The organism is Jannaschia aquimarina (genome assembly GCF_000877395.1).
GTDB lineage: Bacteria > Pseudomonadota > Alphaproteobacteria > Rhodobacterales > Rhodobacteraceae > Jannaschia > Jannaschia aquimarina.
Genome location: NZ_JYFE01000072.1, coordinates 1 through 21,748 on the forward strand (window position 1 = coordinate 1; position 21,748 = coordinate 21,748).

Genomic DNA, 21,748 nt, shown 5'->3' on the forward strand with positions numbered 1-21,748 from the left:
GGACGGGGCATCGAGCCCCGTCCGATCCGCCCCCGGGCGGGCCGCCCCCCGGCGGCGCGCATCCCGTGCGGATGCCAAATGTGCAGACGGGGGGTGCACAGAGGGTGCACAGGGGGTGCACAGAGGATTTCCGCCGATCGGGGGGTATCATGACAGACGCCGCCACCCGCGCCGCCGCCCTCCTGGCCGGCCATCGCGAAAGCATAGATCGCCTCGACGCGATCCTCGTCTACACGCTCGCCGAGCGGTTCTCCCACACGCAATCCGTGGGACGCCTCAAGGCCGAGCACGACCTGCCGCCCTCGGATCCGAACCGGGAGGCCCAGCAGATCGCGAGGCTCGAACGCCTCGCGCAGGAGGCCGGGCTCGACCCGGACTTCGCCAGGAAATTCCTCGCCTTCATCATCGAGGAAGTCATCCGCCACCACAGGCAACATCAAGAGAACTGAAGGAAAATCACCATGGCCATGAAGATCCGCCTCGCGCGCGCCGGCTCCAAGAAGCGCCCGTTCTATCGCATCGTCGCCGCCGACAGCCGTCAGCCCCGCGACGGCCGCTTCCTCGAGAAGCTCGGCAGCTACAACCCGCTCCTGCCCAAGGACAGCGAAGAGCGCGTCAAGATGGACCTCGACCGCGTGAAGCATTGGCTCGACCAAGGCGCCCAGCCTTCGGACCGCGTGAGCCGCTTCCTCGAATCCGCCGGCCTCCTCGAGAAGAAGGAGCGCGCCAACATGCAGAAGGCCCAGCCCGGCAAGAAGGCCCAGGAACGCGCCGCCGAGAAGGCCGAGAAGGCCAAGGCCGCCGACGAAGCTGCCAACGCCCCCGCCGAGGAGGCCCAGGCCGAAGCCTCCGCCGACGAGGCCGCCGAAAGCTGAGCGTTGTTCGGGCGGCCCTCAAGCCGCCCGTTCCGTCCCCGCCCCCGATGACAGGAAACCGCCGATGGTCAAAGCGCTTCGCCGTCTCCTCGGCCTGGCTGCTCTCCTGCTGGTGGTCGCCGCTGTTTTGATCGGTTGGGACATCCTCGTCAGGTTGAACGACGAAATAGACCTCTGCCTGGACACGACGTCCGGGCGCTATGTCGGAAACGATCACCCGGCCTGTCGCGCCGCGGCCGCGCGAGCCGGCAATCCTGACAGGCAGTTCATCGAAGGAGGCCTGTGATGAAGGATCATGTCTGCCTGGGCGCGATCACGGGGGCCTACGGCGTGCGCGGCGAAGCCCGGGTGAAGTCGTTCTGCGCAGAGCCTTCCGCGATCGGCGATTACGGCCCCCTTACCGACGACAAGGGACGCGATCATCGCCTGACGGTCATCCGGCCGGTCAAGGGCGGTTACGCCGTCCGCCTGTCCGGCGTGACGAGCAAGGAGCAGGCCGATTCCCTGCGCGGTCAACGGCTCTGGGTCCCCCGCGCCGCCCTGCCCGATCCGGAAGAGGACGAATACTACCATTCCGACCTGATCGGGCTGACCGTTCTCGACACGGGCGGTGCCGAGCTCGGCCGGGTCGCCGCCGTCCACGACCATGGCGCGGGCGACTTGCTGGAATTGCGCGGCCCGGGGCTCAAGGGGGTGCTCGTCCCCTTCACCCGTGCCGTCGTCCCGACCGTCGACCTGTCCGCCGGACGGATCATCATCGACCCGCCGCAAGGGCTGCTGCCCGGGGATGACGACCCCGCAGAAGCCGACAGCCCCGACGCGGACTGATCCGTTCAGGACAGCCGGTTTACCATGACCTGAGCGAGCGCCCGCGCTCGCGCGTAGCGATGCTTCGCGCCCGGTCCGGCCCGATCACCCTGCCGGGCGAGATCTCCCCACAGGACGATTGTGTCCATCCCCATGAAGAGATCCAGCAGCCCGCGATCGGTCTCCAATCCCGAGGCACTCAGGACGCGGGACATGTCCCGCTCCAGCCAGCCCTGCATCTCGCTCTCTTCCACTGGCCCGGCGAGCAGCAGGAAATGCGTGACGACCCGTGCCAAATCGTATTCCTGCGGAGCCTTGCGGAGCCGGTCGAAATCCAGGCCCCAGACCGTCTTGTCCTGGCCGAAGATCAGGTTCCGAAGATGGAAATCGCCATGCACCAGACGAACCTCGACCCGCGTTCCCGTCCGCCTCTCCAACTGTCGCTCCAACGCGCCCAACAGCCGGGCCGGCATCGCATCGCCGGCCAAGTCAGGGGCTCGTTCCCGAACCTCCTTCAAACGCAAGCGTCCGAGCCGGCCGTCCCATTGTCTTGTCCTCGACGGCACCACGCGCCCGACGCCCTCGACCCATCGGCACGCATCGGCCAGCACGGTCAGGCCCCGATCCGGCGAGTGCCTCGAGGCGACAACCCGGTCCAGGGCGAGGTCACCTTCGACGAACTCGACCGCGATCAGCCGGGCTAGAGGATGGAACCCTGCAAGGGCTGGGGCGCGCGCGCAGCTGCTCCGGTCCAGCAAACGCGCGAAACGACGATGCGCGATCACCTGCTCGGCGTAGGCCCTGAGGCCGAGGGCGGGCCGCATCTTCACGGCAAGATCGGGGCCGACATTTCGGCGCAGGCGCAGCACGACCCGGCGACCGGCGCCGGCTCCGCGCAAGGCCAGAAGCGACCAATCCTCCGCTCGCGCTTGCGGCCGCAAGGTCAGTTTCTGGACCCGGTTCCATGTCTTGATCGCGCCGCGCGCCAGATCGGGCAGATCCGGGCGATCCGACCCGCCCGTGGAGGTATTGGCCATGACCCGCCCTATCCGGTATCGGCGCCCCATGACAACGCCCGCCCGCTCTCATGGTACGAAGTCGATCCGGCCCACCGCGCGCCCGCGCGATCTGATGGAGGACGCACCGGGTTCGGCTTGGCAGGCTCGTGTCGTCACGCTTTTCCCCGAAGCATTTCCCGGGATCCTCGGACTTTCGTTGACGGGTCAGGCCCTCAGGGCAGGGTTGTGGCACCTGCGGACCATTCCGCTCCGGGAGTTCGGGTTGGGCCGCCATCGGAGCGTGGACGCCCCTCCCTCGGGTGGCGGCGCCGGCCTCGTCCTGCGCCCCGATGTCGTGGGCCCCGCCCTCGATGCCGCGGCCGGGCCGGGCCCCGTGCTCTATCTCTCGCCGCGCGGCCGGCCCTTCGATCAGGCGATGGCACGCAGTCTGGCTGCCGGACCAGGCGCCACGCTGCTTTGCGGCCGGTTCGAGGGCGTGGACCAGCGCGTGCTGGAGGCGCATGAAGCCGTCGAAGTGTCGCTGGGGGATTTCGTGATGACCGGCGGAGAGATCGCGGCGCAGGCGGTCCTCGACGCGACGATCCGGCTATTGCCCGGCGTCGTCGGCAATGCGGACAGTCTTGAGGAGGAGAGTTTCTCCTCCGGCCTGCTGGAGCACCCGCATTACACCAAGCCCGCCGAATGGGAGGGCCGCGCCACGCCGCCGGTCCTGCTCTCCGGCGACCATGCGAAGGTCGCCGACTGGCGCCGCGCCGAGTCCGAACGGCTGACACGGGAGCGGCGGCCGGACCTGCTCGCACGGCGAGACGAGGAGGCCCCGGACGACGAAACTCGTTGACCAAACCAGGTGTCCAGCCAGCGCAAACGGCGTTCGACGGCCGCCATACTCGGCTGGATCATTGCCCAGCTCCTCATCGCCGCCATCGCGGCGCTCTTCGGGCTCAATCGCATCTCGGGCATTGCCCTGACCGGGGCCAACCTGCTCATCGTTGTCGCTCTCGTGATGCTCGTCCTGATCGCGCTGGGCGTCTTCGCAATCGCCTGACGGCGGCCCTTCGGATCTTGCACCGTCTCGCGCGGCCTGCTACGAGCCGCGCATCGAACCGCCCCGGTCCTGCCGGGGCGCTCTTCGTTCGGAACAAAGAACAGCCGTCCGGACACAACCGGGCAGGACATCATCCGGGGGCAAACCCCGCGTAGCCAGAGGAGGTCCCGATGGACCTGATCGCACAGATCGAGGCGGAGCAAGTCGCCGCGCTCGACAAGAAGATTCCTGACTTCAAGGCCGGCGACACAATCCGCGTCGGCTTCAAGGTGACCGAGGGCACCCGCACCCGTGTGCAGAACTACGAAGGCGTCTGTATCGCGCGCAAGAACGGCGACGGCATCGCCGGCTCCTTCACGGTGCGCAAGATCAGCTTCGGCGAGGGCGTCGAGCGGGTCTTCCCGCTGCATTCCACCAATATCGACTCGATCGAGGTGGTGCGTCGCGGCCGCGTCCGCCGCTCCAAGCTCTATTACCTGCGCTCGCGCCGCGGCAAGTCGGCCCGGATCGCCGAACAGACGAACTACAAGCCCAAGTCCGAGAAGGCGGAGGCCTGAGCCATGAAGAAGAACACGCATCCCGACTACCACGTCATTGACGTCAAGCTGGTGGACGGCACCGTCGTCCAGATGCGCTCCACCTGGGGCGCCGAGGGCGATCAGCTCTCGCTCGACATCGACCCGTCGGTCCACCCCGCCTGGACGGGCGGCGGCGCGCGCCTGATGGATACGGGCGGTCGCGTCTCCAAGTTCAAGAATAAGTATGCGGGCCTCGGCTTCTGAGCCGGCGCCATCCCGCAAGCGAACGCCGCCCCCACCGGGCGGCGTTCTTCGTTCACGGTCCTGTTTCCCGCCACGGAACAGTGAAAATCCGCGCGGTTCCGCTTAACACCCAGACGGCGCGCCGCTAGTCTCCGTCCGGATCAGCAAGGCCGGTGGCTCATGGCGCATATCATCGTCTTCGGGAACGAAAAGGGCGGGTCGGGCAAGTCCACGACCTGCATGCACACGGCCACCGCCCTGGTGCGCTCGGGCGCGCGCGTCGGCGCGCTGGATCTCGATCTGCGCCAGCGGACCTTCTCCCGCTACATGGAGAACCGCCAGGATTATGCGACCCGCCAGGGGGTCACCCTTCCCACGCCCGCGATGACGCAACTTCCTAAGGTCGACCGGACCGAACTGGCCGAGAACGAGAACCCGTTCGACAAGTCGCTCAGCCTCGCCGTCGCGACGCTCGAGGAAAGCTGCGACTTTATCGTCATCGACTGCCCCGGCTCCCATACCCGGTTGAGCCAGGTGGCCCATTCGCTGGCCGATACGCTGGTGACGCCACTCAACGACAGTTTCGTGGATTTCGACCTGCTGGCGAAGGTCGAGCCCGAGACGGGCAAGATCCTCGGCCCTTCCGTCTATTCGGAAATGGTCTGGCACGCGCGCCAGTTGCGCGCCAAGGCGGGGCTCAAGCCCATCGACTGGATCGTCCTGCGCAACCGCCTCGGCGCCCAGGAGATGCACAACAAGCGCAAGATGGGGCAGGCGCTGGAAGATCTCTCCAAGCGGATCGGCTTTCGCGTGGCCCCCGGTTTCACCGAGCGCGTCATCTTCCGGGAGCTGTTTCCGCGCGGCATGACCCTGCTCGACCTGAAGGATGTCGGCGTCGCCAACCTCAACATGTCCAACATCGCCGCCCGACAGGAAGTGCGCGAGTTGATCGCCTCGCTCAAGCTGCCCAGCGTCGAGATGGCAGTCTGACGACCGCGTGACGGCGGGCCGCCTGCCCCCTCATCCTGCCGGAAATATCCCGGGGAGCGCGAGGGGCAGCGCCCCTCGCCCCTAGCATCGACGCTCCATCCGTTTCTCCAGCCGCCTGAGGCCGAGGCTCAGCGCGATGGTCATCGTCAGATAGAGCAGAGCCACCACATTGTAGGTCTCGAAATAGCGGAAGTTTCCCGCCGCCGTCAGTTTCCCGAGTTGCGCGATGTCCATGACGCCCACGACCGAAACCAGCGAGGAGTCCTTCACCATCGCGACGAAATCGTTGCCCAGCGGCGGCAGGATCGTCCGGATCGCCTGGGGAAAGACGATATGCCTGAACCGGTGCCAGCGTTTGAGGCCCAGCGCCTGCGCGGCCTCGATCTGCCCCCGTTCGACCGATTGCAGACCCGCCCGGAACACTTCGGCGATAAAGGCGGAATAGGCGATCACAAGCGCCACGATCGCGCGCCAGAGCAACGGGAAATCCCGCGTCCGCATCTCTGGCAGGCCCAGCCAGTTCCAGAAGGCCACCAGCGCCGGGGCACCCACGAAAGCCACGTAGAGCAGCAGGACGAGGATTGGGATGCCGCGCACGATCTCGGTGTAGAACCGTGCGATCTGCCGCAGGACGACGCTGCCCGACAGCGACATGAGCGCGATGCCCAGACCCACGAGAGAGGCGAAGAAGAACGAGACCACCGTGACCAGCACGGTGATCCAGACCCCCCGGCGCAACGTCGTCAGGACCTGCCGCGCCCCGTCGTCGAACGCGATCGCGACATAGGCCCCGCCCAACAGCACGGCGACCGCGACCAGCCACCAGGGGAAGTCGGCGCTCTCGGTGGTGCGGGACGGTCCCATGACCGCCCCTCAGATCCGCCTCACCCGCCGATCTGGTATTCGAGGAACCACCTGGTGTTCAGCGACTCGAGCGTGCCGTCCGCCTCCATGTCGGCGATGGCGGCGTTCATCGCCTCGATAAGCTCGGCATCCCCGTCCTTGGGGAAGATGAAGCCGAACTGCTCGGTGCCCAGCGGTTCTCCGATGATCTTCAGCCCGCCTTCCGAGGCGGCGACATAGCCGTTCGCCGCCGTCGAGTCGGACAGGACGAGGTCAACGTCCCCCGCCCGCAGCGCCTGAAGGCCCGCACCGAAGGTCTCGAACAGCTTGATGCGGGGATTGGCCTCGTCGCCGTCCAGCACGTCGTAGACGCCCACATAGAACGGCGTGGTGCCGGGCTGGGCCGCCATCAGCAGGTCTTCGTCGGCGGCGAACCCGGCCGCGTCGGTGAACCGGTCTTCGTCGCCGCGAACCATCATCAGCATCTGGCTGGTCATATAGGGCTCGGAGAAATCCACCGCCTCGCGCCGGTCGTCGCGGATGGTGATGCCGGTCATGCCCATGTCGAACTCACCGGCGCCCACTGCGGCGATCATGCCGTCCCAGCTGATCTTCTCGTAGTCCGGCGTGATGTTAATGCGCTCTGCGATCTCGGCCATGGCATCGTATTCCCAGCCGATCGCCTCACCCGAGGACGGATCCTTGAACTGCAACGGCGGGTAGGCGTCCTCGGTGGCGATGACGACGGTCCGGCCGCCCAGATCGGGCAGGTGACCGTCTGCGAAGGCGGGGGCGGCCAGCAGCAGGGCCGCGGCGACGGAGGCGAGGGTTTTCATCTGGGGGATCCTCTTCGGTTGACCGGGGGATGATGACCGGACGGGCGGCAGGTTCAAGCCCGCCGAGCCGTGCCGACAGGTGTCGGCCCCTGACGAACCGGCTCAGATGTCGCCGCAGACCGGGCAATCGGCACGGCGCGCAACTTTTACGCGCCGCGCGTCGGCGTCCAGCCCGTCCCACAGCAGCATGGCGCCCCGCAGCGTGGTACCGGCGCCGGTGATCTCCTTGATCGCCTCCAGCGCCATGATGCTGCCGACTACCCCGGGCAGAGCGCCGATCACGCCGGCCTCCGCGCAGGACGGCGCCAGGCCCGGCGCAGGCGCATCGGGGAACAGGCAGGCGAGGCAGGGCGCGCCACCCGCGGGATCGTAGATCGTCACCTGACCTTCCCACTGGGTGATCGCGCCGCCGACCACGGGCGTGCCGGTGGCGACGGCCGCGCGGTTCACGACCTCGCGGGTCGCGAAGCTATCGCAGCCATCGACAACCAGGTCGTAATCCGCGAACAGATCCTCGGCGATCTCGTCAGTCAGGCGCCGATTGTAAGGGCGCACCTCCACATGGGGATTGAGCGCGCGCATTGCCGTCTCGGCACTGAACACCTTCGGCAGACCGGAGCGCGCGTCCGAATGCACGACCTGCCGTTGAAGGTTCGACAGATCGACCACATCGTTGTCGATCACCCCGATCGTACCCACCCCGGCGGCGGAGAGATAAAGCAAGACCGGAGAGCCCAGCCCCCCGGCCCCGACGACCAACACCTTCGCCTCCTTCAGCGACCGCTGGCCCGGGCCGCCGACCTCGCGCAGGACGATGTGGCGCGCGTAACGGTCCAGCTCCACGTCCGAGAACGCTCCCGTGGCAGGCGCGGCGTCGGCGTCCCGCGCGGCCTCGACCTCGGCCACACGGCCCCGGACCCGACGGATGACCTGCGAATAGGCCCAGATCGCCGCGCCAAGGGCACCCGCGATGATCCAGGGCACCGGGCCGCCGCCCAGATCCTCGCGCAGGGGGTGGCCCACGGGCAGTGCGATCACGACGAAGAGGACGCCCACATAGAGCAACGCCAGCATCAGGACACGCGCCTGCACCGGCGTTTTCATCCACATGCCCAGGCCCCAGATCGCGGCCGCCATGACGAGGACGAGGCCGATCATGCGCCGGTCGATCCGAAGCCGTGGACCCCGCGGCCGGTGGTATCGAGCGCCCCTTCCCGCCAGATGCCCTGCGGCGCCGGGGCGAGGACGGCCTGCGCGATCCGCATTCCGTGGGTGACCTCGAACGGCGCGTCGCCCAGATTGAGTAGGATCACCCCAAGTGGCCCCCTATAATCCGCGTCGATGGTCCCGACGGCGTTAGCCAGCGTGATCCCATGCTTGAGCGCAAGGCCAGAGCGGGGCCTCACCTGCATCTCCCACCCGTCCGGAACGGCGACGCGCAAGCCGGTCTGGACAAGCGACCGCGCCCCGGACGCCAATGTCAGCGGCGGCTCACCCATGAGATCGGCGCGCAGATCGGCCCCCGCCGCGCCTGCGCTCTCATAGGAGGGCAGGGGCAGGTTCGGATCGGCTCCCTCGACCCGCTCGACGATGACGGTGGGCGTCATGTCAACGCCCCGGAGATCCGCTCGGCCAGACGGCGCGCGGTTTCGGTCTTCGTCAGACGCGGCCAGATCTCGGCCCCGTCCGCGGTGATCAGGGTGACGGCGTTCTCCGATCCGCCCATGATGCCCGTTGCGGGCGATACGTCGTTGGCGACGATCCAGTCGCAGCCCTTGCGCGCGCGCTTGGCGGTCGCATGGGCCACCACGTCGTCCGTCTCGGCGGCGAAGCCGACGACCAGTGCCGGTCGGGCCTCGCTCCGGCAGACGGAGGCCAGGATGTCCGGATTCTCGGCGAAATCCAGGCGCGGGGCGCCACCGCCTTCCTTCTTCATCTTCGACCCGCTCGCATTCTCGATCCGCCAATCGGCCACTGCGGCGGCCATGACCGCGGCGTCGGCGGGCAAAGCGTCGGTCACGGCCTCCAGCATCTCGCGCGCGGTCTGGACCCGGATCACGTCGACACGGGCAGGCGGTGGCACCTCGGCCGGGCCGGTGACAAAGCTGACCCGCGCTCCCAGATCGCGCAGCGCCGCGGCCAGCGCAGTCCCCTGCGCCCCGGACGATCGATTGGCGATGTAGCGCACGGGGTCGATCGGTTCATGCGTCGGACCGGAGGTCACGAGGACATGCCGCCCTTCCAGCGGGCCTCCGGCGAAACGCGCCTCGATGGCGGCGACGATATCGGGCACCTCGGCCAGCCGTCCTGCGCCGAACTCTCCGCAGGCCATCGCCCCCTCGTCTGGCCCAACGACCGAGATGCCGTCGCCCCGCAACGTCGCGAGGTTGCGCCGGGTCGCGGCATGTTCCCACATCCGGACATTCATGGCGGGCGCGATCATCACCGGCGTGTCGGTCGCCAGCAGCAGCGTCGTCGCCAGATCGTCGGCCATGCCGCCCGCCATCCGCGCCATCAGGTTCGCCGTCGCGGGGGCAACCACGATCAGATCGGCCGAGCGTGACAGTTCGATATGCCCCATCTCCGCCTCGTCGGTCAGGTCGAAGAGGTCGCGATAGACTTTCGACGCGGCCAGCGCCGACACGGAGAGCGGGGTCACGAACTGTTCGGCCGCTGCGGTCAGGACCGGCGTGACCTCCGCTCCGCGCTCACGCAGGCGCCGGATCAACTCAAGCGCGCGAAAGGCCGCGATCCCGCCGCCGATGATCAAGAGGATGCGTTTGCCGGTCATCATGGGGAACCGTTAACGCGCGCGACCGGTCAGCGGAAGGCGGCGCAGGGATCGGGCCTGTCGGGGGACGGGGCGGTCAGCACCAGATCGAACGGCGCCTCGTCCGGCAGATCGCCCTCGACCTGTCCCAGCAGAAACTGCTCGACGTCCGGCGCCGCACGGGACAGCAGGGCCGGCGCCCCCCAATCGCCCCTCACATGACCGGTGCCGGTAATCACCGCCACCGGACCGCCCGTTTCCTCGAGCGCCTCCAAGGCCGCGGCGGCCAGATCGGCATCCCGCAACCGTTGCGCTTCCACCATGCCGGGCAATAGATCGACCGGTAACGCATCGCAATGCGCTTCGGCCTGACCCTGTTCCCGCATGGCGGCCTCCTTCTCGCCCAAGGGCTGATCGAGTCCGAACCTGGCGCCGTCCTCCCCGTAGACCTCGAACGCGCCCTCCGTGACCGCGCGGCGGATCTCTCCGGGCGCGCGGGCAGCGCCGTAAATCGCAGCTTCGGGCGCCGCGGCGAAGATGGGGGAGTAGAGAGACCAATCCGGCCAACCCGACGCGGACCAATCCAGCACGCCGCCCAAAGCATCGAGATCCGCCCTCGTCTCGGACGTTACGCGCGCCGCCTGCTCGGGCGACAGCATCTCGAAAACCAACGCTGAAGGGGCGAGAGAAGCGACGACATTCGCCTGGATCTCATGATGGCGGGGGTTGTCATGCACTTCCCCCAACCAGACGACCTGCATGCCGGGCGGGACGGTGACCGGACCTTCCGCAAAGGCGAAGGTCCCGGCGCAAACCGCCAGGACCGGCAAGAGGCGAAGCACCCTCAGTTCAGGAAACCGCGAACTTCGCGCGACTGGTTTTCCAGCGATTTGCGCATCTTGCCGAAGGCGGCCGCCTCGAGCTGACGCACTCGCTCTTTCGAGAGGTTCAGCTCGTTGCCAAGGCTCTCCAGCGTGCGGGGATCTTCGCGCAGCTTGCGCTCGCGGACGATGAAACGCTCGCGCTCGTTCAACGAGCCCAAGGCCACCAGCAGCCATTCGCGCAACATCTCGGTGTCGTGGCTTTGCTCGACCAGAATGTCGGCGCCTTCGCCGTCATCCTCGATGGTGTCGATCCATTCGCGCCCGTCCTCATCGGAAGACTGGGTCGCGTTCAGCGAGAAATCCGAGCCGGACAGGCGGCCTTCCATCATCTCGACATCATGAAGCGGTACGCCGACCTCGGTCGCGATCCGCTCGCGCATGGTCTGGCGGTCCAAAACCGTGCCCTCCGCCAATGCTTCACGCTCCAGCCGGGCCTGCACGCGGCGCAGGTTGAAGAAAAGCGACTTCTGGCTCGACGTGCTCCCGGTGCGGACCATCGACCAGTTCCGCATCACGTAATCCTGGATCGAGGCCTTGATCCACCAGACGGCATAGGTGCTGAACCGAACCCCGCGATCGGGGTCGAACTTCTCGGCCGCTTTCATCAGACCCAACCCGGCTTCCTGGATCAGGTCGTTCATGGGCGCGCCGTAGCGCTTGAACTTCGCCGCCATCGAGATCGCAAGCCGCATGTAGGCGGTGATCAGGCGGTGCAGGCTTTCCTCGCAACGCTGGTCGCGCCAGGCATAGGCGAGACGCAGTTCCGTCTCTGCGTCGAGCAGTTCGGCCTTCATGGCCCGCCGTGACAGTGACGTGTCGGAATTGAAATCGAGCGCCATGGGCAATCCCCCAAATGTCTGTCTTGGTGGTCCACGGTCTCTTGCCCGTGTCTAAAGGCTTTACGATCTGATAACGGATCCGGATCACCGAAAGTTTCCGAATGACCGCCGAAGCTTGCAAAATATTGCTCGTGCTGGGTCACGCAGCGTCGGGAAAGTCCGCCTGGGCCGAGGCCCGGGTCGTCGATGCGGACGCGCCGACCTACCTCGCCACATCGCGCGTCCTCGACGACGAGATGCGCCGCAAGGTCGAAGCCCATGCCGCCCGCAGGGGGCCGGGCTGGACCCTGGTGGAGGAACCCGTGAACCTCGCCGCCGCCTGCGACGGGCTGACCGGCACGGTCCTCGTCGATTGCGTGACAATGTGGCTGACGAACCTGCTGATGGACGACGCCGATTGGCGCGCACCGCTCGACGCGTGGATTTCTGCCATGCACGCGTCTTCGGCGCGCTTCGTGCTGGTGTCCAACGATGTCGGTGGTGGGGTGACCCCGGACAACGGGATGGCCCGCCGCTTCCAGCACATGCAGGGCCTCACGAACCAGCGCCTCGCCGCCGAAGCGGATCGCGTCGTGCTGGTGACGGCCGGGCTGCCTCAGGTGCTCAAGTGAAGCTGTGGCTCGTCCGCCACGGGCCGACCCATGCCAAGACGATGCTGGGCTGGACCGACCGCCCCGCCGACCTGTCCGACCGCGCCGCCCTCTCTCGCCTGTCGGCCGCCCTGCCCCGCGTACCGGTGATCAGCAGCGACCTTCTCCGCGCGGTCGCCACGGCCGACGCCATCACCGGAGACCGCCCGCGCCTGCCCCACGATCCCGGCCTGCGCGAGTTCAACTATGGCGCGTGGGAGGACCGCGCCTTCGACGATCTCGACGCAGAGGACCCGGATCTGTTCCGGGGTTTCCTCGACCGCCCCCACGAAGTGCGTCCCCCGGGAGGTGAGCTTTGGGACGAAGTGGCGGCCCGTGTGGGCACCGCGCTCGACCGCACCGGCGCGGAGGAGCTGATCGTGACCTGCCATTTCGGCGTCATCCTGATCCTCTGGGCCGAAGCCGCAGGCCTCTCCCCCGAAGAAGCGCTGGCCCAGCCGGTGCGTAACCTGTCGCTGACACATATCGACCGGGGCCGCCGCGCCCATTTCGTCGATCGCCTGCCGTGATGGAAGCCGTCACGAAGGATCGTTGGACGCCTGCGCATCCCCGCGCCACGATCAGCGCATGACCTACGACCTTCTGATCGGCGACCGATCCTATTCCTCTTGGTCCCTGAGGGGCTGGCTCCTGTTCTCGGCCTTCGACATCCCCGTCCGGGTCCATATGGCCGAACTCTACGACGACGGGTTCACGGCGAAGGTGGCCGAATGGTCGCCCATCGCCGGGACCGTGCCCACCGCCCGCGCCCCCGGCGGCGCCGTCTGGACCGACAGCATCGCCATCGCCGAGGGTCTGGCCGAAGCCCATCCCGAAGCCGGTCACTGGCCCGCCGATCCCGTCGCGCGGGCCTGCGCCCGTTCGCTCGTGGCAGAGATGCATGGCGGCTTCGGCGCGCTGCGCTCCGCCTGTCCGATGAACCTGCGCGTCGCGTGGTCGGGGTTCGAGCCGTCCGAGGCCGTGCTCGCCGACCTCGCGCGGCTCGACCTCCTCTGGTCGCACGCGCGCGGCATGGCGGGCGACGGCCCTTGGCTCTTCGGGGAGTATTCGGCGGCCGACGCGTTCTACGCCCCCATCGCGATCCGGATCGCGGGATACGGCCTGCCGGTCGACGAGGCGGCACGCGCCTATGTCGACGCCCATCTGGCCCACTCTCTGATCCGGGAATGGCGCGATGCCGGAGAGGCCCGCGATCGTACCCTCCATGTCTACGACCAGGACTTGCCGACCGCGCCCTTCCCGATGCCCTGACGGTCCGCGATCCGCGCCGCGCTGGTCGGCCCTGTCGCCATCCACCTGCCCCCGTGCGTTAACCATTCCGCAACCAATCGCGCGTTAACCCTTTCCTGATCGCCACCGGGGGACGGCATGACGCTTGCGCAGACCACGACCGTCGCCTTCGAGGGGCTGGAGGCACGCCCCGTCACGGTCCAGTGCGCCGTCGCCCCCGGGCTGCCGTCGCTGCGGCTCGTGGGCCTGCCCGACAAGGCCGTGTCGGAGGCCAAGGAGCGGGTGCAGGCCGCGCTGAGCGAGCTTGGCATTGCGCTGCCGTCCAAGCGCGTGACGATCAACCTCTCGCCCGCCGACCTCCCCAAGGAGGGGGCGCATTTCGACCTCCCCATCGCACTGTCGCTTCTGGCCGCGCTGGAGATCGTGCCCCCCGGTCCGGTCGCCCGCGCGCTTTCCATCGGAGAGATGTCGCTGGACGGCGCGCTCGTCGCGGTCGCCGGTGCCCTGCCTGCCGCGGTGACCGCCAAGCAACTGGAGGCGACACTCTTCTGCCCCGCTGCCTGCGGCGCCGAAGCCGCCTGGGTCGATAGCGAGAACGTGCTTCCCTCCCCTTCGTTGCGCGCGCTGATCGACCACCTGACGGGCAACGCGCCGCTCAGCCACGCGCGCTCGGCCCGCCTTCCGGATCCGCCCAGCGCGCTGGACCTGCGTGACGTGCGCGGGCAGGAACGCGCCAAGCGCGCGCTCGAAATCGCCGCGGCGGGACGGCACCACCTATTCCTCGTGGGCCCGCCCGGCGCGGGCAAGTCGATGCTCGCGGCGCGCCTGCCCTCGATCCTGCCGCCGCTCACGGCCGCCGAATCGCTTGAGACGTCGATGATCCATTCGCTGGCCGGCACCCTGCCCGAGGGCGGCGTCCTGCAGGCCCGCCCCTTTCAGGAACCGCACCACACCGCATCGGTCGCCGCCATCGCCGGTGGCGGCAAGCGCGCCGGGCCGGGCCAGATCAGCCTCGCCCATAACGGCGTGCTTTTCATGGACGAATTTCCCGAATTCCCCCGCGCCGTGCTCGAAACCCTGCGCCAGCCCATCGAGACCGGAGAGGTCGTGATCGCGCGCGCCAACGCTCACGTGCGTTACCCCTGCCGCTTCCTGCTGGTGGCGGCCGCCAATCCGTGCCGATGCGGGATGCTCTTCGACCCCGATCAGGCCTGCACCCGCGCCCCCGGCTGCGGAGAGGATTACATGAACCGGGTCTCCGGCCCCCTTATGGACCGCTTCGACCTGCGGCTGGAAGTGCCGGCCGTGGATGTCTCCGACCTGTCGCTGCCCGCGTCCGGCGAGGGATCCGCCGACGTGGCCGCCCGCGTCGCCGCCGCCCGCGCCCGGCAGGCGGACCGCTACGCGACCGCCGACAGGATCACCGTCAATGCCGACGTCTCGGGCGATGCACTGATGGAAGTGGCCCGCCCCGACCCTGAAGGCGAAGAGATGCTGCGCCGTGCCGTCGACCGCTTCCGCTTGTCGGCACGGGGCTACCATCGGGTCCTCAAGGTCGCGCGCACCATTGCCGATCTGGATGGGGCCGATGCCGTGCGGCGCCCCCATGTGGCCGAGGCACTGGGCTACCGGCTGGTCGCAGCGGCGGCACTCTGAAACACGTGTCGGCCGGCGCCCCGGGCAGGGCCGGGGCGCCGGACGTGTCGGCTATTCGTAGCGCCGGTCGAACACGATCACGGTGCCATCGGCGCGGGTCAGGCTCCGCGCATAGATCTCCAGCGGGCCGGGATCGTCGTCCACGAAACCGTCGACCGTGACCGCCTCTCCGACAGCGGCAGGCACCCAGTCGGGGCCGACATAGACGCGGACCGTTCCGGTGCCGTCGGTCAGGCGGAACTCGTCCTCGTCCGTGATGCGCTGGACGGTCCCCGCCACGGTGACCATGCTGCCCCGCTCCAGATCGTCGATCCGGCTCACGGGACCGCTGGCAAGGAGCGGCGCGGCGACGAACGCGGCCAGAAGGACGGTTATCGTCATGGCTCTCATCGGAACTCTCCCTTCAAGGGCGGAACGGCGTGCTCAATCCAGAGCCACGCCCGCCGCGACGAGCAGGATCACCCCGCCGATGACGAGCACCAGGCGCGTGACCCGCACCTCGCCGGAGAGCCAATGGTTCAGGCGCTCCATATCCGTCTGCGGCTCGCGGTTGCGAAGGTCGGTTCTGTGGTAGCGGTTCATCGTGTTTCTTCCTTTGATCGGGCCGGTTCAGGACCGGCATGGGGCGTTGCCACCCGGACCCGCCACCACAGGGGCAACGGCTCCGGGAATTGAAGACGTGGGGAGGGCGTCAGAAGATGAAGTCGTCCGCCGAAAGCGAGGACAGGCGCACATCCTCCAGACGGATCGAGTTCGAGCCGCCGAGATCGATCAGCACGTCGTCGCCCCCATCCACGGATCGGGCGCGATCCATAACGTCGCCGAAGTTCGAGACGGTGCCCGCCTCGCTCAGGTCGATCACGTCCCCGCCGCCGAAATCCTCGATCACGTCGCGTCCGCGCGAGAAGACGAAGGTGTCCGCACCGCCATCGCCTTCCAGCGTGTCGTTGCCGGTGCCGCCATCCAGCGTGTCGTTGCCGCTGCCGCCGTCGATATCGTCACGGCCGCGCCCGCCCTTCAGAAAATCGTTGCCGGCTCCGCCGTCGACATCGTCACCGCCGGCACCGGCGCGGATCACGTCGTTTCCGCCCTCGCCGTCGATGTCGTCGCGACCGCGACCGCCCTCGATGCTGTCGTCTCCGGCACCGCCGTCGATCTCGTCCCGGCCACTCCGGCCGATGATCGTGTCGTCACCGCCCAGACCATCGATCACGTCACGACCGGACGTGCCCACGATGCTGTCATCGCCCGAACTCGGCGCGTTCGGATCGGCCGGGGGCTGCGGAGGCATGGGCGCACCGCTCGCGAACCCGAACTGGCTGGCCGAGATCTGCGGGATCCGCACGTCTTCCAGAAGCAGCGTGTTCCCGCCTCCGAAATCGAACAGCGTGCTGTCGCCGCTATCCACCGTCCTCGCGACGCTCAACAACTCCGAAAAGCTGGACACACCCAGGCTTGAGGCCAGCTCGATCCGATCCTCGCGCGCGAACCCTTCAATCGAATCGCGTCCCGATCCGTAGAGATACAGGTCGGCACCGCTGCCGCCGGTCATCTCGTCGTTGCCCGCGCCGCCGTCCAGCGTGTCGTTGCCCGCTTGGCCGTAGAGGTCGTCGTTCCCGCCCAGACCGCGCAGGATGTCATCGCCCGCCCGGCCCTCCATATCGTTGCGGGCGCTGGTTCCGGTCAGGGTGTCGTTCCCGTTGGTGCCGTAGAAATCCATCTGTTCTCTCCTGGATCTGCCGCCCCGCCGGGAGTGTCGGCCGGGCTTCCATGCCGGGAGCTATGGCGCCCGTTCCTGACGGGAGCCTGATGAAATGGGAAAAGGTCAGGCCGCCCGGTAGGTCAGGCGGAAAAGCGCGCCACCCTCCGACGCGTCGCCGTCCTCGACCGTGCCGCCCTGGGCATCCTGAAGCCGCGTCACGATGGCGAGGCCCAGTCCCGTCCCACCTGGCGCGGCCCCGTCGCCGCGCCAGAACGGCTCGAACAGGCGCGGACCCGCATCCGGCGGCAACCCCGTGCCGTCGTCCCAGACAGTCAGCTCCGGTCCCGGTCCCACCGTGATCTCCACCCGCGTGCCGCCGCCGTGGAGCACTGCGTTCTCGACGAGGTTGGTCAGTGCCAGTTCCACGCCCTCCGCGTCGGCCCGCGCCGGAACAGGCGCATCGGGCAGGGAAAGCGACAACTCGACCCCCTTCCGATGTGCGAAGGGGGCAAGCGCGGCCACGACCGTCTCGGCGGGATCACGCAAATCCAGCGCCGCGCGCCGGGGCACGACCAGCCCATCCGCCCGCCCCGAGGCAAGCACCTGTTGCACCGTGCGCGACAGGGCCGCCAAGTCGGCGCGCAACCGATCCGTCGTCTCGCCCGGCGGAAGGGCATCGACCCGCGCCACCAGGACGGCGACGGGCGTCCGCAGCGCGTGGGCGGCCTCGGCGGCGCGCCGCTTTTCCGCGGCCAGCGCGTCCGACAGCCGGTCCAGCGAACGCTGCGTCGCATCCACCAGATCCGCGATCTCGGCCGGCAAGGGGTCGGACGGCGGCGGCGGCGTCCGCCGTCCGGGCCGGATATCCCGCGCCCAGGCCGCCGCAGCCGCGACCGGCGCAAGACCCCGCCGGATTACCAGCGTGCCGGCCCCCAGCAAGAGCAGGACCAGCGGCAGGATCGGCAACCAGACATGTTCGTAGAGTTCGTCCAGATAGGCCCGCCAGATCAGCCGCGCGGGATCGTCCGCCATCACGAAGACCAGGCGGAGCCCGTCCTCCCGCCCGTCGAACTCGTGCCCCGCCACGAAAAGCGGGGTGCCCGGCCGATCGACCCGGGTGACCCAGTCGTCGGCGTAGATATCCTTGGCGCTTGGCGGGATCAGCGCGGCATTCATCGTGTCGAGCACGGCTCCGCTGCGGTCGATCAGGGCGAAGGCATAGGCTTCCGGATATTCCGCATAGAGATCGCGAAACCCCGAATCGGCCGGCAGGGTGGCTCCGTCCAGTGCTTCTTCCAGAAGCTCGGTCTGGCTCACGACGACTTCGGCACCCAGCGCGCGCCGGTCCGATGCGTAATAGGCCCCGACGACGGCGGAATTCGCGACGAAGACCGCAAGCGCGATCCAGGCCAGCCGCCGGACCAGGATCGTGGCGAGCGGCCGGCCGGCGGGCGCGGGCCGGTCGGTCATCCGTCCCCCTCGCGCGGCAACATCCAGCCGACGCCACGGACGGTGACGATGGGGATCGGACACTCCGCCGCCTCGAGGGTGCGGCGCAACCGGGAGACCGAGGCTTCCAGCGCATTCGGCCCGACCTCGTCGTCAAACCCGTAGACGGCCTCCTCCAACGCGCGGCGCGTGGCGACCCGGCCCGCATTGCGGAGCAGGTGCTCCAACACGGTGACCTCGCGGCGGCCCAGCGGCAGGGTCGTGCCGTCGAGGCTTGCGCTCCGGGCGGGGACGTCCAGTTCCAACGGCCCGACGCGCAGGATCGTCCCGGCCCGGTCGCCCGGCCGACGCAGCACCGCGCGGCAGCGCGCGACGAGTTCCGGCATCTCGACCGGCTTGACGACGTAATCGTCCGCGCCGCCGTCCAACCCGGCCAGCCGGTCGGACAATTGATCGCGCGCCGTCAGCACGATGACCGGAACGCGGCCGTCCCGTCGCAACTCCGGCAGCAACCGCAGGCCATCCCCGTCCGGCAGACCGAGATCGAGCAGGCAAAGGTCATGCTCGGCCAGCGCCGCCATCTCGCGGGCGTCCGCGGAGGTCGCGGCGTGATCGACGGCGAAGCCCGCGCGCCGCAGGGCATCGCGTACCGCTTCGGCCAGGGGCGGATGATCCTCGATCAGCAGGACGCGCATGGGGGCTCCGTCGGCAGGGCGGGCCGTTGGTACATCCCGCAATCGGGGCGCGCCACCGCCGGACCGGGCGACGCCGCGCCGTCGCATCTGAACGGGCCATACGCGCCCCGCCCGAAGGTGTCGCACCGTCCTCCGGTTACAGGCGATCAGCTAGGGGGCGCGGCAGCAGGTTTCCAGCAAGCCGGAGCCATTGGCCAGCCAGCCGGCTCACCCCCTACGCCGCTCGATCGCCTCCCAGATCGTCGCAGACGCGTTCGTGCCGTCGAAGCGTTCCAACTCCTGCAGCCCGGTGGGCGAGGTCACGTTAATCTCGGTCAGCCAGTCGCCGATCACGTCGATGCCGACGAAGATCTGTCCCTTCTCGCGCAGGCGTGCGCCGATCCGCTCGCAGATCTCGCGGTCCCGGTCGGTCAGGCCGATCTTTTCCGGGCGCCCGCCCACATGCATGTTCGAGCGGGTCTCACCCTCCGCGGGCACGCGGTTGATGGCCCCGACCGGCACCCCGTCAACCAGAATGATCCGCTTGTCGCCCTTCGAGACGGCGGGCAGGAACTTCTGCACGATCAGCGGCTCGCGGTTGATCATCGCGAAGGTCTCGTGGAGCGAGTTGAGGTTCCCGTCCCCCTCCCTCAGGCGGAACACGCCTGCGCCGCCATTCCCGTAGAGCGGCTTGAGCACGATGTCCCGATGCCGGTCGCGGAAGGCGCGCAGCGTGACCAGATCGCGGGCGATCGCGGTCGGCGGCGTCAGGTCGGGGAAGTCCAGCACCATCAGTTTTTCGGGCCAGTTGCGCACCCAGGTCGGGTCATTGACGACCAGCGTGCCGGGATGGATCCGGTCCAGCAGGTAGGTCGTCGTCAGGTAGGACATGTCGAAGGGCGGGTCCTGACGCAGCCAGACGACATCCATCTCGGTCAGGTCGACCTCCCGGTCGGGGCCGAAGGTGACATGGTTGCCGCGCTCGCGCCGAAGCTCCATGTCCTGCCCGCGCGCGATCACGCGTCCTTCGACATAGGCCAGCCGGTCGGGCGTATAGTGGAACAGGCTGTGCCCGCGCGACTGCGCCTCGAGCGCGATGCGGAACGTGCTGTCGGCCTCGATGTCGACCCGATCCATCGGATCCATCTGAAAGGCGACCTTGAGGGTTTGCGGCATGAGGTGGCTCCGGGCGGCGATGCGTTCGCCCTAGATGGCGCGCGGCCGGGGCGGTGTCCACGGGCGTGCTCGCATCGATCAGGGCCAATGCCCGAGCCGTGCCGGCCCGTCCCAGCCGTCGACCTCGAACGTCGACCCGGCCTGCCGATCCCGCTCGCCGCTTGGGACCATGCGACCCATTGCGTCGAGGTCAGTGCAGCGCGTTTTCCAGGACCTCGATGCGTCCGGTTGCATCGACCAGCGCCACGTCGAAGCGCACGGATGAGAGCAGACCGTCAGGGAGCGTACCCATGTATTCGCTGGCGGCGTCGCGGATCCGGCCGATCTGGCGGGGACCCAGCCGTTCGGCGGCCTGCGCATGGGTATCGGCCTTCTTGACCTCGACAAAGACCGTGTCGCCACCCTCCTGCGTGATCAGGTCGATCTCGCCGCCCCGCCCGCGCCAGCGCTGGGCCGCGATGACATGGCCGGACTTCGAATAGAGCCGGGCCACCGCCTCCTCGGCGGCGAGGCCCGCATGGTAGGACATGGATCCGCTCATTCCTCGTCCTTCATCCGCAGGGCCAGCTCATACACCTCCTTACGCGACACCCCTGTCTCCTCGCTAACACTCTTTACAGCGGATTTTAGACTTCCCACCTCCATCGCCGCCGCCAGGCGATCCCGAAGGGTGTCCTCGTCGGGCGCCGCCCGCTCGGCCCGGCCGATCAGCAGGACGACCTCGCCCCGTGGGGGCTCGGCGGCGGCGCGTTCGGCCAGCTCGGGCAGCTCCCCCTCCCAGACCTCCTCGAATCGCTTGGTCAATTCCCGGCACAGCCGGGCCGGGCGCGGCCCCAGCACCTCCGCCGCCTGCGCCAGCGTCGCCGCTGCGCGCTTGGGGCTCTCGTAGAGCACCAGCGTCGCCGGCACGGCCCCCAACTCCGCCAGCGCCGCCCGGCGCGCCGCGGCCTTCGGGGGCAGGAAACCTGCGAACAGGAACCGGTCCGTCGGCAGCCCACCCACGCAAAGCGCCGTCAGCACCGCGCTCGCCCCCGGCGCCGCCCGCACGACCAGCCCATCGGCCCGCGCCTCGGCGGCAAGCTGGAACCCCGGATCGGCCACAAGCGGCGTCCCCGCCTCCGATGCATAGGCGACGGAGCGCCCCGCGCGCAGATGCTCCAGCAGGCGCGGCCGCACCCGCGCGCCGTTATGGTCGTGATAGGCGATCAGCGGCCGGTCCCCCAGGGCGATGCCGTGGATCTCCATCAGGCGGCGCAGCGAGCGCGTGTCCTCGGCCGCCAGGACATCGGCCCCCGCCAGCACGTCCAGCGCCCGCAGCGTGATGTCCCGCGCCGCGCCGATGGGCACGGCAACCAGATGCAGCGCGGGCTCGATCGGGTCCGTGCCGTGTTCCGCCATCCTGCCCGCCCCGCGCTTTCCGTCGTTTACTCCCCGGCCCGCTCGGCCTAGCCTCCGCGCCAGCCTGTCATCCGGGGAGGAAACCATGCGTCCCACAGCGATCGTCCGCAACCTCATTGGCCGCGCGTCGGGCGGCCTCCGCCG

General features: G+C 68.7%; 29 protein-coding genes. 13 read left to right on the forward strand and 16 right to left on the reverse strand.

Annotated features, from left to right (window positions below):
• The first annotated feature begins 149 nt into the window (after window positions 1-149).
• The 4 genes from jaqu_RS18115 to rimM all read left to right on the forward strand — a co-directional run bounded on the left by jaqu_RS18115 (window position 150) and on the right by rimM (window position 1,703).
• A complete protein-coding gene (locus jaqu_RS18115) occupies window positions 150-449 on the forward strand; it encodes a chorismate mutase (RefSeq protein WP_043920428.1) in 300 nt (99 codons plus the stop codon).
• A gap of 12 nt (window positions 450-461) precedes the next feature.
• Window positions 462-875 (forward strand): 30S ribosomal protein S16, encoded by a 414-nt coding sequence (gene rpsP, locus jaqu_RS18120; RefSeq protein WP_043920429.1) that lies wholly within the window; start codon window positions 462-464, stop codon window positions 873-875.
• Between the two features lie 64 nt (window positions 876-939).
• Window positions 940-1,161, forward strand: a complete 222-nt coding sequence (locus tag jaqu_RS18125) for a hypothetical protein (RefSeq protein WP_043920430.1) — start codon at window positions 940-942, stop codon at window positions 1,159-1,161.
• On the forward strand, window positions 1,161-1,703 hold the full coding sequence (gene rimM / locus jaqu_RS18130; RefSeq protein ID WP_043920431.1) for a ribosome maturation factor RimM: 543 nt from the start codon (window positions 1,161-1,163) through the stop codon (window positions 1,701-1,703). The genes jaqu_RS18125 and rimM overlap by 1 nt, the downstream gene beginning before the upstream one ends.
• Window positions 1,704-1,708: 5 nt before the next feature.
• Here the strand turns inward: rimM and jaqu_RS18135 are convergent, their stop codons facing one another.
• Entirely contained in the window at window positions 1,709-2,719 is a 1,011-nt protein-coding gene (locus jaqu_RS18135; protein ID WP_043920432.1) for a phosphotransferase, read from the reverse strand.
• Between the two features lie 28 nt (window positions 2,720-2,747).
• Between jaqu_RS18135 and trmD the strand changes: the two genes are divergently transcribed.
• The 5 genes from trmD (at window position 2,748) to jaqu_RS18160 (ending at window position 5,497) form a co-directional block, all read left to right on the forward strand.
• Window positions 2,748-3,539, forward strand: a complete 792-nt coding sequence (gene trmD / locus jaqu_RS18140; protein WP_043920433.1) for a tRNA (guanosine(37)-N1)-methyltransferase TrmD — start codon at window positions 2,748-2,750, stop codon at window positions 3,537-3,539.
• A 9-nt stretch (window positions 3,540-3,548) separates the two neighbouring features.
• Window positions 3,549-3,746 (forward strand): DUF1328 family protein, encoded by a 198-nt coding sequence (locus tag jaqu_RS18145; protein WP_052501068.1) that lies wholly within the window; start codon window positions 3,549-3,551, stop codon window positions 3,744-3,746.
• A gap of 170 nt (window positions 3,747-3,916) precedes the next feature.
• Entirely contained in the window at window positions 3,917-4,303 is a 387-nt protein-coding gene (gene rplS / locus jaqu_RS18150; RefSeq protein ID WP_043920434.1) for a 50S ribosomal protein L19, read from the forward strand.
• Between the two features lie 3 nt (window positions 4,304-4,306).
• Window positions 4,307-4,528, forward strand: coding sequence for a 50S ribosomal protein L31 (gene rpmE / locus jaqu_RS18155; protein ID WP_043920435.1), 222 nt, complete (start codon window positions 4,307-4,309; stop codon window positions 4,526-4,528).
• A 159-nt stretch (window positions 4,529-4,687) separates the two neighbouring features.
• Entirely contained in the window at window positions 4,688-5,497 is an 810-nt protein-coding gene (locus tag jaqu_RS18160) for a division plane positioning ATPase MipZ (RefSeq protein WP_043920436.1), read from the forward strand.
• 81 nt (window positions 5,498-5,578) lie between these two features.
• On the opposite strand, the gene jaqu_RS18165 is transcribed toward jaqu_RS18160, so the two are convergent.
• From jaqu_RS18165 to jaqu_RS18195, 7 genes are all read right to left on the reverse strand, one after another.
• On the reverse strand, window positions 5,579-6,361 hold the full coding sequence (locus jaqu_RS18165; RefSeq protein ID WP_043920437.1) for an amino acid ABC transporter permease: 783 nt from the start codon (window positions 6,359-6,361) through the stop codon (window positions 5,579-5,581).
• Between the two features lie 20 nt (window positions 6,362-6,381).
• Window positions 6,382-7,176, reverse strand: a complete 795-nt coding sequence (locus jaqu_RS18170; RefSeq protein ID WP_084630037.1) for a transporter substrate-binding domain-containing protein — start codon at window positions 7,174-7,176, stop codon at window positions 6,382-6,384.
• 102 nt (window positions 7,177-7,278) lie between these two features.
• Window positions 7,279-8,334 carry a HesA/MoeB/ThiF family protein gene (locus tag jaqu_RS18175; protein ID WP_043920438.1) on the reverse strand — a complete coding sequence of 352 codons (1,056 nt, stop codon included), beginning with the start codon at window positions 8,332-8,334 and terminating at the stop codon, window positions 7,279-7,281.
• Window positions 8,331-8,783: a dUTP diphosphatase gene (gene dut / locus jaqu_RS18180; RefSeq protein ID WP_043920439.1), complete on the reverse strand. Its 453-nt coding sequence runs from the start codon at window positions 8,781-8,783 to the stop codon at window positions 8,331-8,333. The genes jaqu_RS18175 and dut overlap by 4 nt, the downstream gene beginning before the upstream one ends.
• Window positions 8,780-9,970 (reverse strand): bifunctional phosphopantothenoylcysteine decarboxylase/phosphopantothenate--cysteine ligase CoaBC, encoded by a 1,191-nt coding sequence (coaBC, locus tag jaqu_RS18185; protein WP_043920440.1) that lies wholly within the window; start codon window positions 9,968-9,970, stop codon window positions 8,780-8,782. The genes dut and coaBC overlap by 4 nt, the downstream gene beginning before the upstream one ends.
• A 26-nt stretch (window positions 9,971-9,996) precedes the next feature.
• Complete coding sequence (locus jaqu_RS18190) at window positions 9,997-10,788, reverse strand: ChaN family lipoprotein (RefSeq protein ID WP_236687897.1); 792 nt, start codon at window positions 10,786-10,788, stop codon at window positions 9,997-9,999.
• Window positions 10,789-10,790: 2 nt separating this feature from the next.
• Window positions 10,791-11,669 carry an RNA polymerase factor sigma-32 gene (locus jaqu_RS18195; RefSeq protein WP_043920441.1) on the reverse strand — a complete coding sequence of 293 codons (879 nt, stop codon included), beginning with the start codon at window positions 11,667-11,669 and terminating at the stop codon, window positions 10,791-10,793.
• Window positions 11,670-11,770: 101 nt separating this feature from the next.
• On the opposite strand from jaqu_RS18195, the gene jaqu_RS18200 reads away from it, so the two are divergent.
• From jaqu_RS18200 to jaqu_RS18215, 4 genes are all read left to right on the forward strand, one after another.
• Window positions 11,771-12,280, forward strand: a complete 510-nt coding sequence (locus jaqu_RS18200; protein ID WP_043920442.1) for a bifunctional adenosylcobinamide kinase/adenosylcobinamide-phosphate guanylyltransferase — start codon at window positions 11,771-11,773, stop codon at window positions 12,278-12,280.
• Entirely contained in the window at window positions 12,277-12,828 is a 552-nt protein-coding gene (locus jaqu_RS18205; RefSeq protein ID WP_236687898.1) for a histidine phosphatase family protein, read from the forward strand. Before jaqu_RS18200 ends, jaqu_RS18205 begins: the two co-directional genes overlap by 4 nt.
• 58 nt (window positions 12,829-12,886) lie before the next feature.
• Complete coding sequence (locus jaqu_RS18210) at window positions 12,887-13,570, forward strand: glutathione S-transferase (RefSeq protein WP_043920443.1); 684 nt, start codon at window positions 12,887-12,889, stop codon at window positions 13,568-13,570.
• Window positions 13,571-13,687: 117 nt separating this feature from the next.
• Window positions 13,688-15,205, forward strand: coding sequence for a YifB family Mg chelatase-like AAA ATPase (locus tag jaqu_RS18215; RefSeq protein ID WP_043920444.1), 1,518 nt, complete (start codon window positions 13,688-13,690; stop codon window positions 15,203-15,205).
• A gap of 51 nt (window positions 15,206-15,256) precedes the next feature.
• Here jaqu_RS18215 and jaqu_RS18220 read toward each other — a convergent pair whose 3' ends face one another.
• The 8 genes from jaqu_RS18220 to rsmI form a co-directional block, all read right to left on the reverse strand.
• Window positions 15,257-15,595, reverse strand: a complete 339-nt coding sequence (locus tag jaqu_RS18220; RefSeq protein WP_043920445.1) for a hypothetical protein — start codon at window positions 15,593-15,595, stop codon at window positions 15,257-15,259.
• A gap of 33 nt (window positions 15,596-15,628) precedes the next feature.
• Window positions 15,629-15,787: a hypothetical protein gene (locus tag jaqu_RS21765; RefSeq protein ID WP_161793902.1), complete on the reverse strand. Its 159-nt coding sequence runs from the start codon at window positions 15,785-15,787 to the stop codon at window positions 15,629-15,631.
• A gap of 109 nt (window positions 15,788-15,896) precedes the next feature.
• Window positions 15,897-16,925 (reverse strand): calcium-binding protein, encoded by a 1,029-nt coding sequence (locus jaqu_RS18225; RefSeq protein ID WP_043920446.1) that lies wholly within the window; start codon window positions 16,923-16,925, stop codon window positions 15,897-15,899.
• Between the two features lie 105 nt (window positions 16,926-17,030).
• Window positions 17,031-18,377, reverse strand: a complete 1,347-nt coding sequence (locus jaqu_RS18230) for a sensor histidine kinase (RefSeq protein ID WP_043920447.1) — start codon at window positions 18,375-18,377, stop codon at window positions 17,031-17,033.
• Entirely contained in the window at window positions 18,374-19,051 is a 678-nt protein-coding gene (locus tag jaqu_RS18235) for a response regulator transcription factor (RefSeq protein WP_043920448.1), read from the reverse strand. Before jaqu_RS18235 ends, jaqu_RS18230 begins: the two co-directional genes overlap by 4 nt.
• 207 nt (window positions 19,052-19,258) lie before the next feature.
• Window positions 19,259-20,206, reverse strand: coding sequence for a glutathione synthase (gene gshB, locus jaqu_RS18240; RefSeq protein WP_043920449.1), 948 nt, complete (start codon window positions 20,204-20,206; stop codon window positions 19,259-19,261).
• 190 nt (window positions 20,207-20,396) lie between these two features.
• A complete protein-coding gene (locus tag jaqu_RS18245) occupies window positions 20,397-20,747 on the reverse strand; it encodes a YraN family protein (RefSeq protein ID WP_043920450.1) in 351 nt (116 codons plus the stop codon).
• Window positions 20,744-21,604 carry a 16S rRNA (cytidine(1402)-2'-O)-methyltransferase gene (gene rsmI / locus jaqu_RS18250; protein WP_043920451.1) on the reverse strand — a complete coding sequence of 287 codons (861 nt, stop codon included), beginning with the start codon at window positions 21,602-21,604 and terminating at the stop codon, window positions 20,744-20,746. The genes jaqu_RS18245 and rsmI overlap by 4 nt, the downstream gene beginning before the upstream one ends.
• Between the last annotated feature and the right edge of the window lie 144 nt (window positions 21,605-21,748).

Coding starts and splice junctions, on each gene's coding strand:
- jaqu_RS18115 (WP_043920428.1), top strand. CDS start 150: ATGACAGACGCCGCCACCCGCGCCGCCGCCCTCCTGGCCGGCCATCGC.
- rpsP (WP_043920429.1), top strand. CDS start 462: ATGGCCATGAAGATCCGCCTCGCGCGCGCCGGCTCCAAGAAGCGCCCG.
- jaqu_RS18125 (WP_043920430.1), top strand. CDS start 940: ATGGTCAAAGCGCTTCGCCGTCTCCTCGGCCTGGCTGCTCTCCTGCTG.
- rimM (WP_043920431.1), top strand. CDS start 1,161: ATGAAGGATCATGTCTGCCTGGGCGCGATCACGGGGGCCTACGGCGTG.
- jaqu_RS18135 (WP_043920432.1), bottom strand. CDS start 2,719: ATGGCCAATACCTCCACGGGCGGGTCGGATCGCCCGGATCTGCCCGAT.
- trmD (WP_043920433.1), top strand. CDS start 2,748: ATGACAACGCCCGCCCGCTCTCATGGTACGAAGTCGATCCGGCCCACC.
- rplS (WP_043920434.1), top strand. CDS start 3,917: ATGGACCTGATCGCACAGATCGAGGCGGAGCAAGTCGCCGCGCTCGAC.
- rpmE (WP_043920435.1), top strand. CDS start 4,307: ATGAAGAAGAACACGCATCCCGACTACCACGTCATTGACGTCAAGCTG.
- jaqu_RS18160 (WP_043920436.1), top strand. CDS start 4,688: ATGGCGCATATCATCGTCTTCGGGAACGAAAAGGGCGGGTCGGGCAAG.
- jaqu_RS18165 (WP_043920437.1), bottom strand. CDS start 6,361: ATGGGACCGTCCCGCACCACCGAGAGCGCCGACTTCCCCTGGTGGCTG.
- jaqu_RS18170 (WP_084630037.1), bottom strand. CDS start 7,176: ATGAAAACCCTCGCCTCCGTCGCCGCGGCCCTGCTGCTGGCCGCCCCC.
- jaqu_RS18175 (WP_043920438.1), bottom strand. CDS start 8,334: ATGATCGGCCTCGTCCTCGTCATGGCGGCCGCGATCTGGGGCCTGGGC.
- dut (WP_043920439.1), bottom strand. CDS start 8,783: ATGACGCCCACCGTCATCGTCGAGCGGGTCGAGGGAGCCGATCCGAAC.
- coaBC (WP_043920440.1), bottom strand. CDS start 9,970: ATGATGACCGGCAAACGCATCCTCTTGATCATCGGCGGCGGGATCGCG.
- jaqu_RS18195 (WP_043920441.1), bottom strand. CDS start 11,669: ATGGCGCTCGATTTCAATTCCGACACGTCACTGTCACGGCGGGCCATG.
- jaqu_RS18200 (WP_043920442.1), top strand. CDS start 11,771: ATGACCGCCGAAGCTTGCAAAATATTGCTCGTGCTGGGTCACGCAGCG.
- jaqu_RS18210 (WP_043920443.1), top strand. CDS start 12,887: ATGACCTACGACCTTCTGATCGGCGACCGATCCTATTCCTCTTGGTCC.
- jaqu_RS18215 (WP_043920444.1), top strand. CDS start 13,688: ATGACGCTTGCGCAGACCACGACCGTCGCCTTCGAGGGGCTGGAGGCA.
- jaqu_RS18220 (WP_043920445.1), bottom strand. CDS start 15,595: ATGAGAGCCATGACGATAACCGTCCTTCTGGCCGCGTTCGTCGCCGCG.
- jaqu_RS21765 (WP_161793902.1), bottom strand. CDS start 15,787: ATGAACCGCTACCACAGAACCGACCTTCGCAACCGCGAGCCGCAGACG.
- jaqu_RS18225 (WP_043920446.1), bottom strand. CDS start 16,925: ATGGATTTCTACGGCACCAACGGGAACGACACCCTGACCGGAACCAGC.
- jaqu_RS18230 (WP_043920447.1), bottom strand. CDS start 18,377: ATGACCGACCGGCCCGCGCCCGCCGGCCGGCCGCTCGCCACGATCCTG.
- jaqu_RS18235 (WP_043920448.1), bottom strand. CDS start 19,051: ATGCGCGTCCTGCTGATCGAGGATCATCCGCCCCTGGCCGAAGCGGTA.
- gshB (WP_043920449.1), bottom strand. CDS start 20,206: ATGCCGCAAACCCTCAAGGTCGCCTTTCAGATGGATCCGATGGATCGG.
- jaqu_RS18245 (WP_043920450.1), bottom strand. CDS start 20,747: ATGAGCGGATCCATGTCCTACCATGCGGGCCTCGCCGCCGAGGAGGCG.
- rsmI (WP_043920451.1), bottom strand. CDS start 21,604: ATGGCGGAACACGGCACGGACCCGATCGAGCCCGCGCTGCATCTGGTT.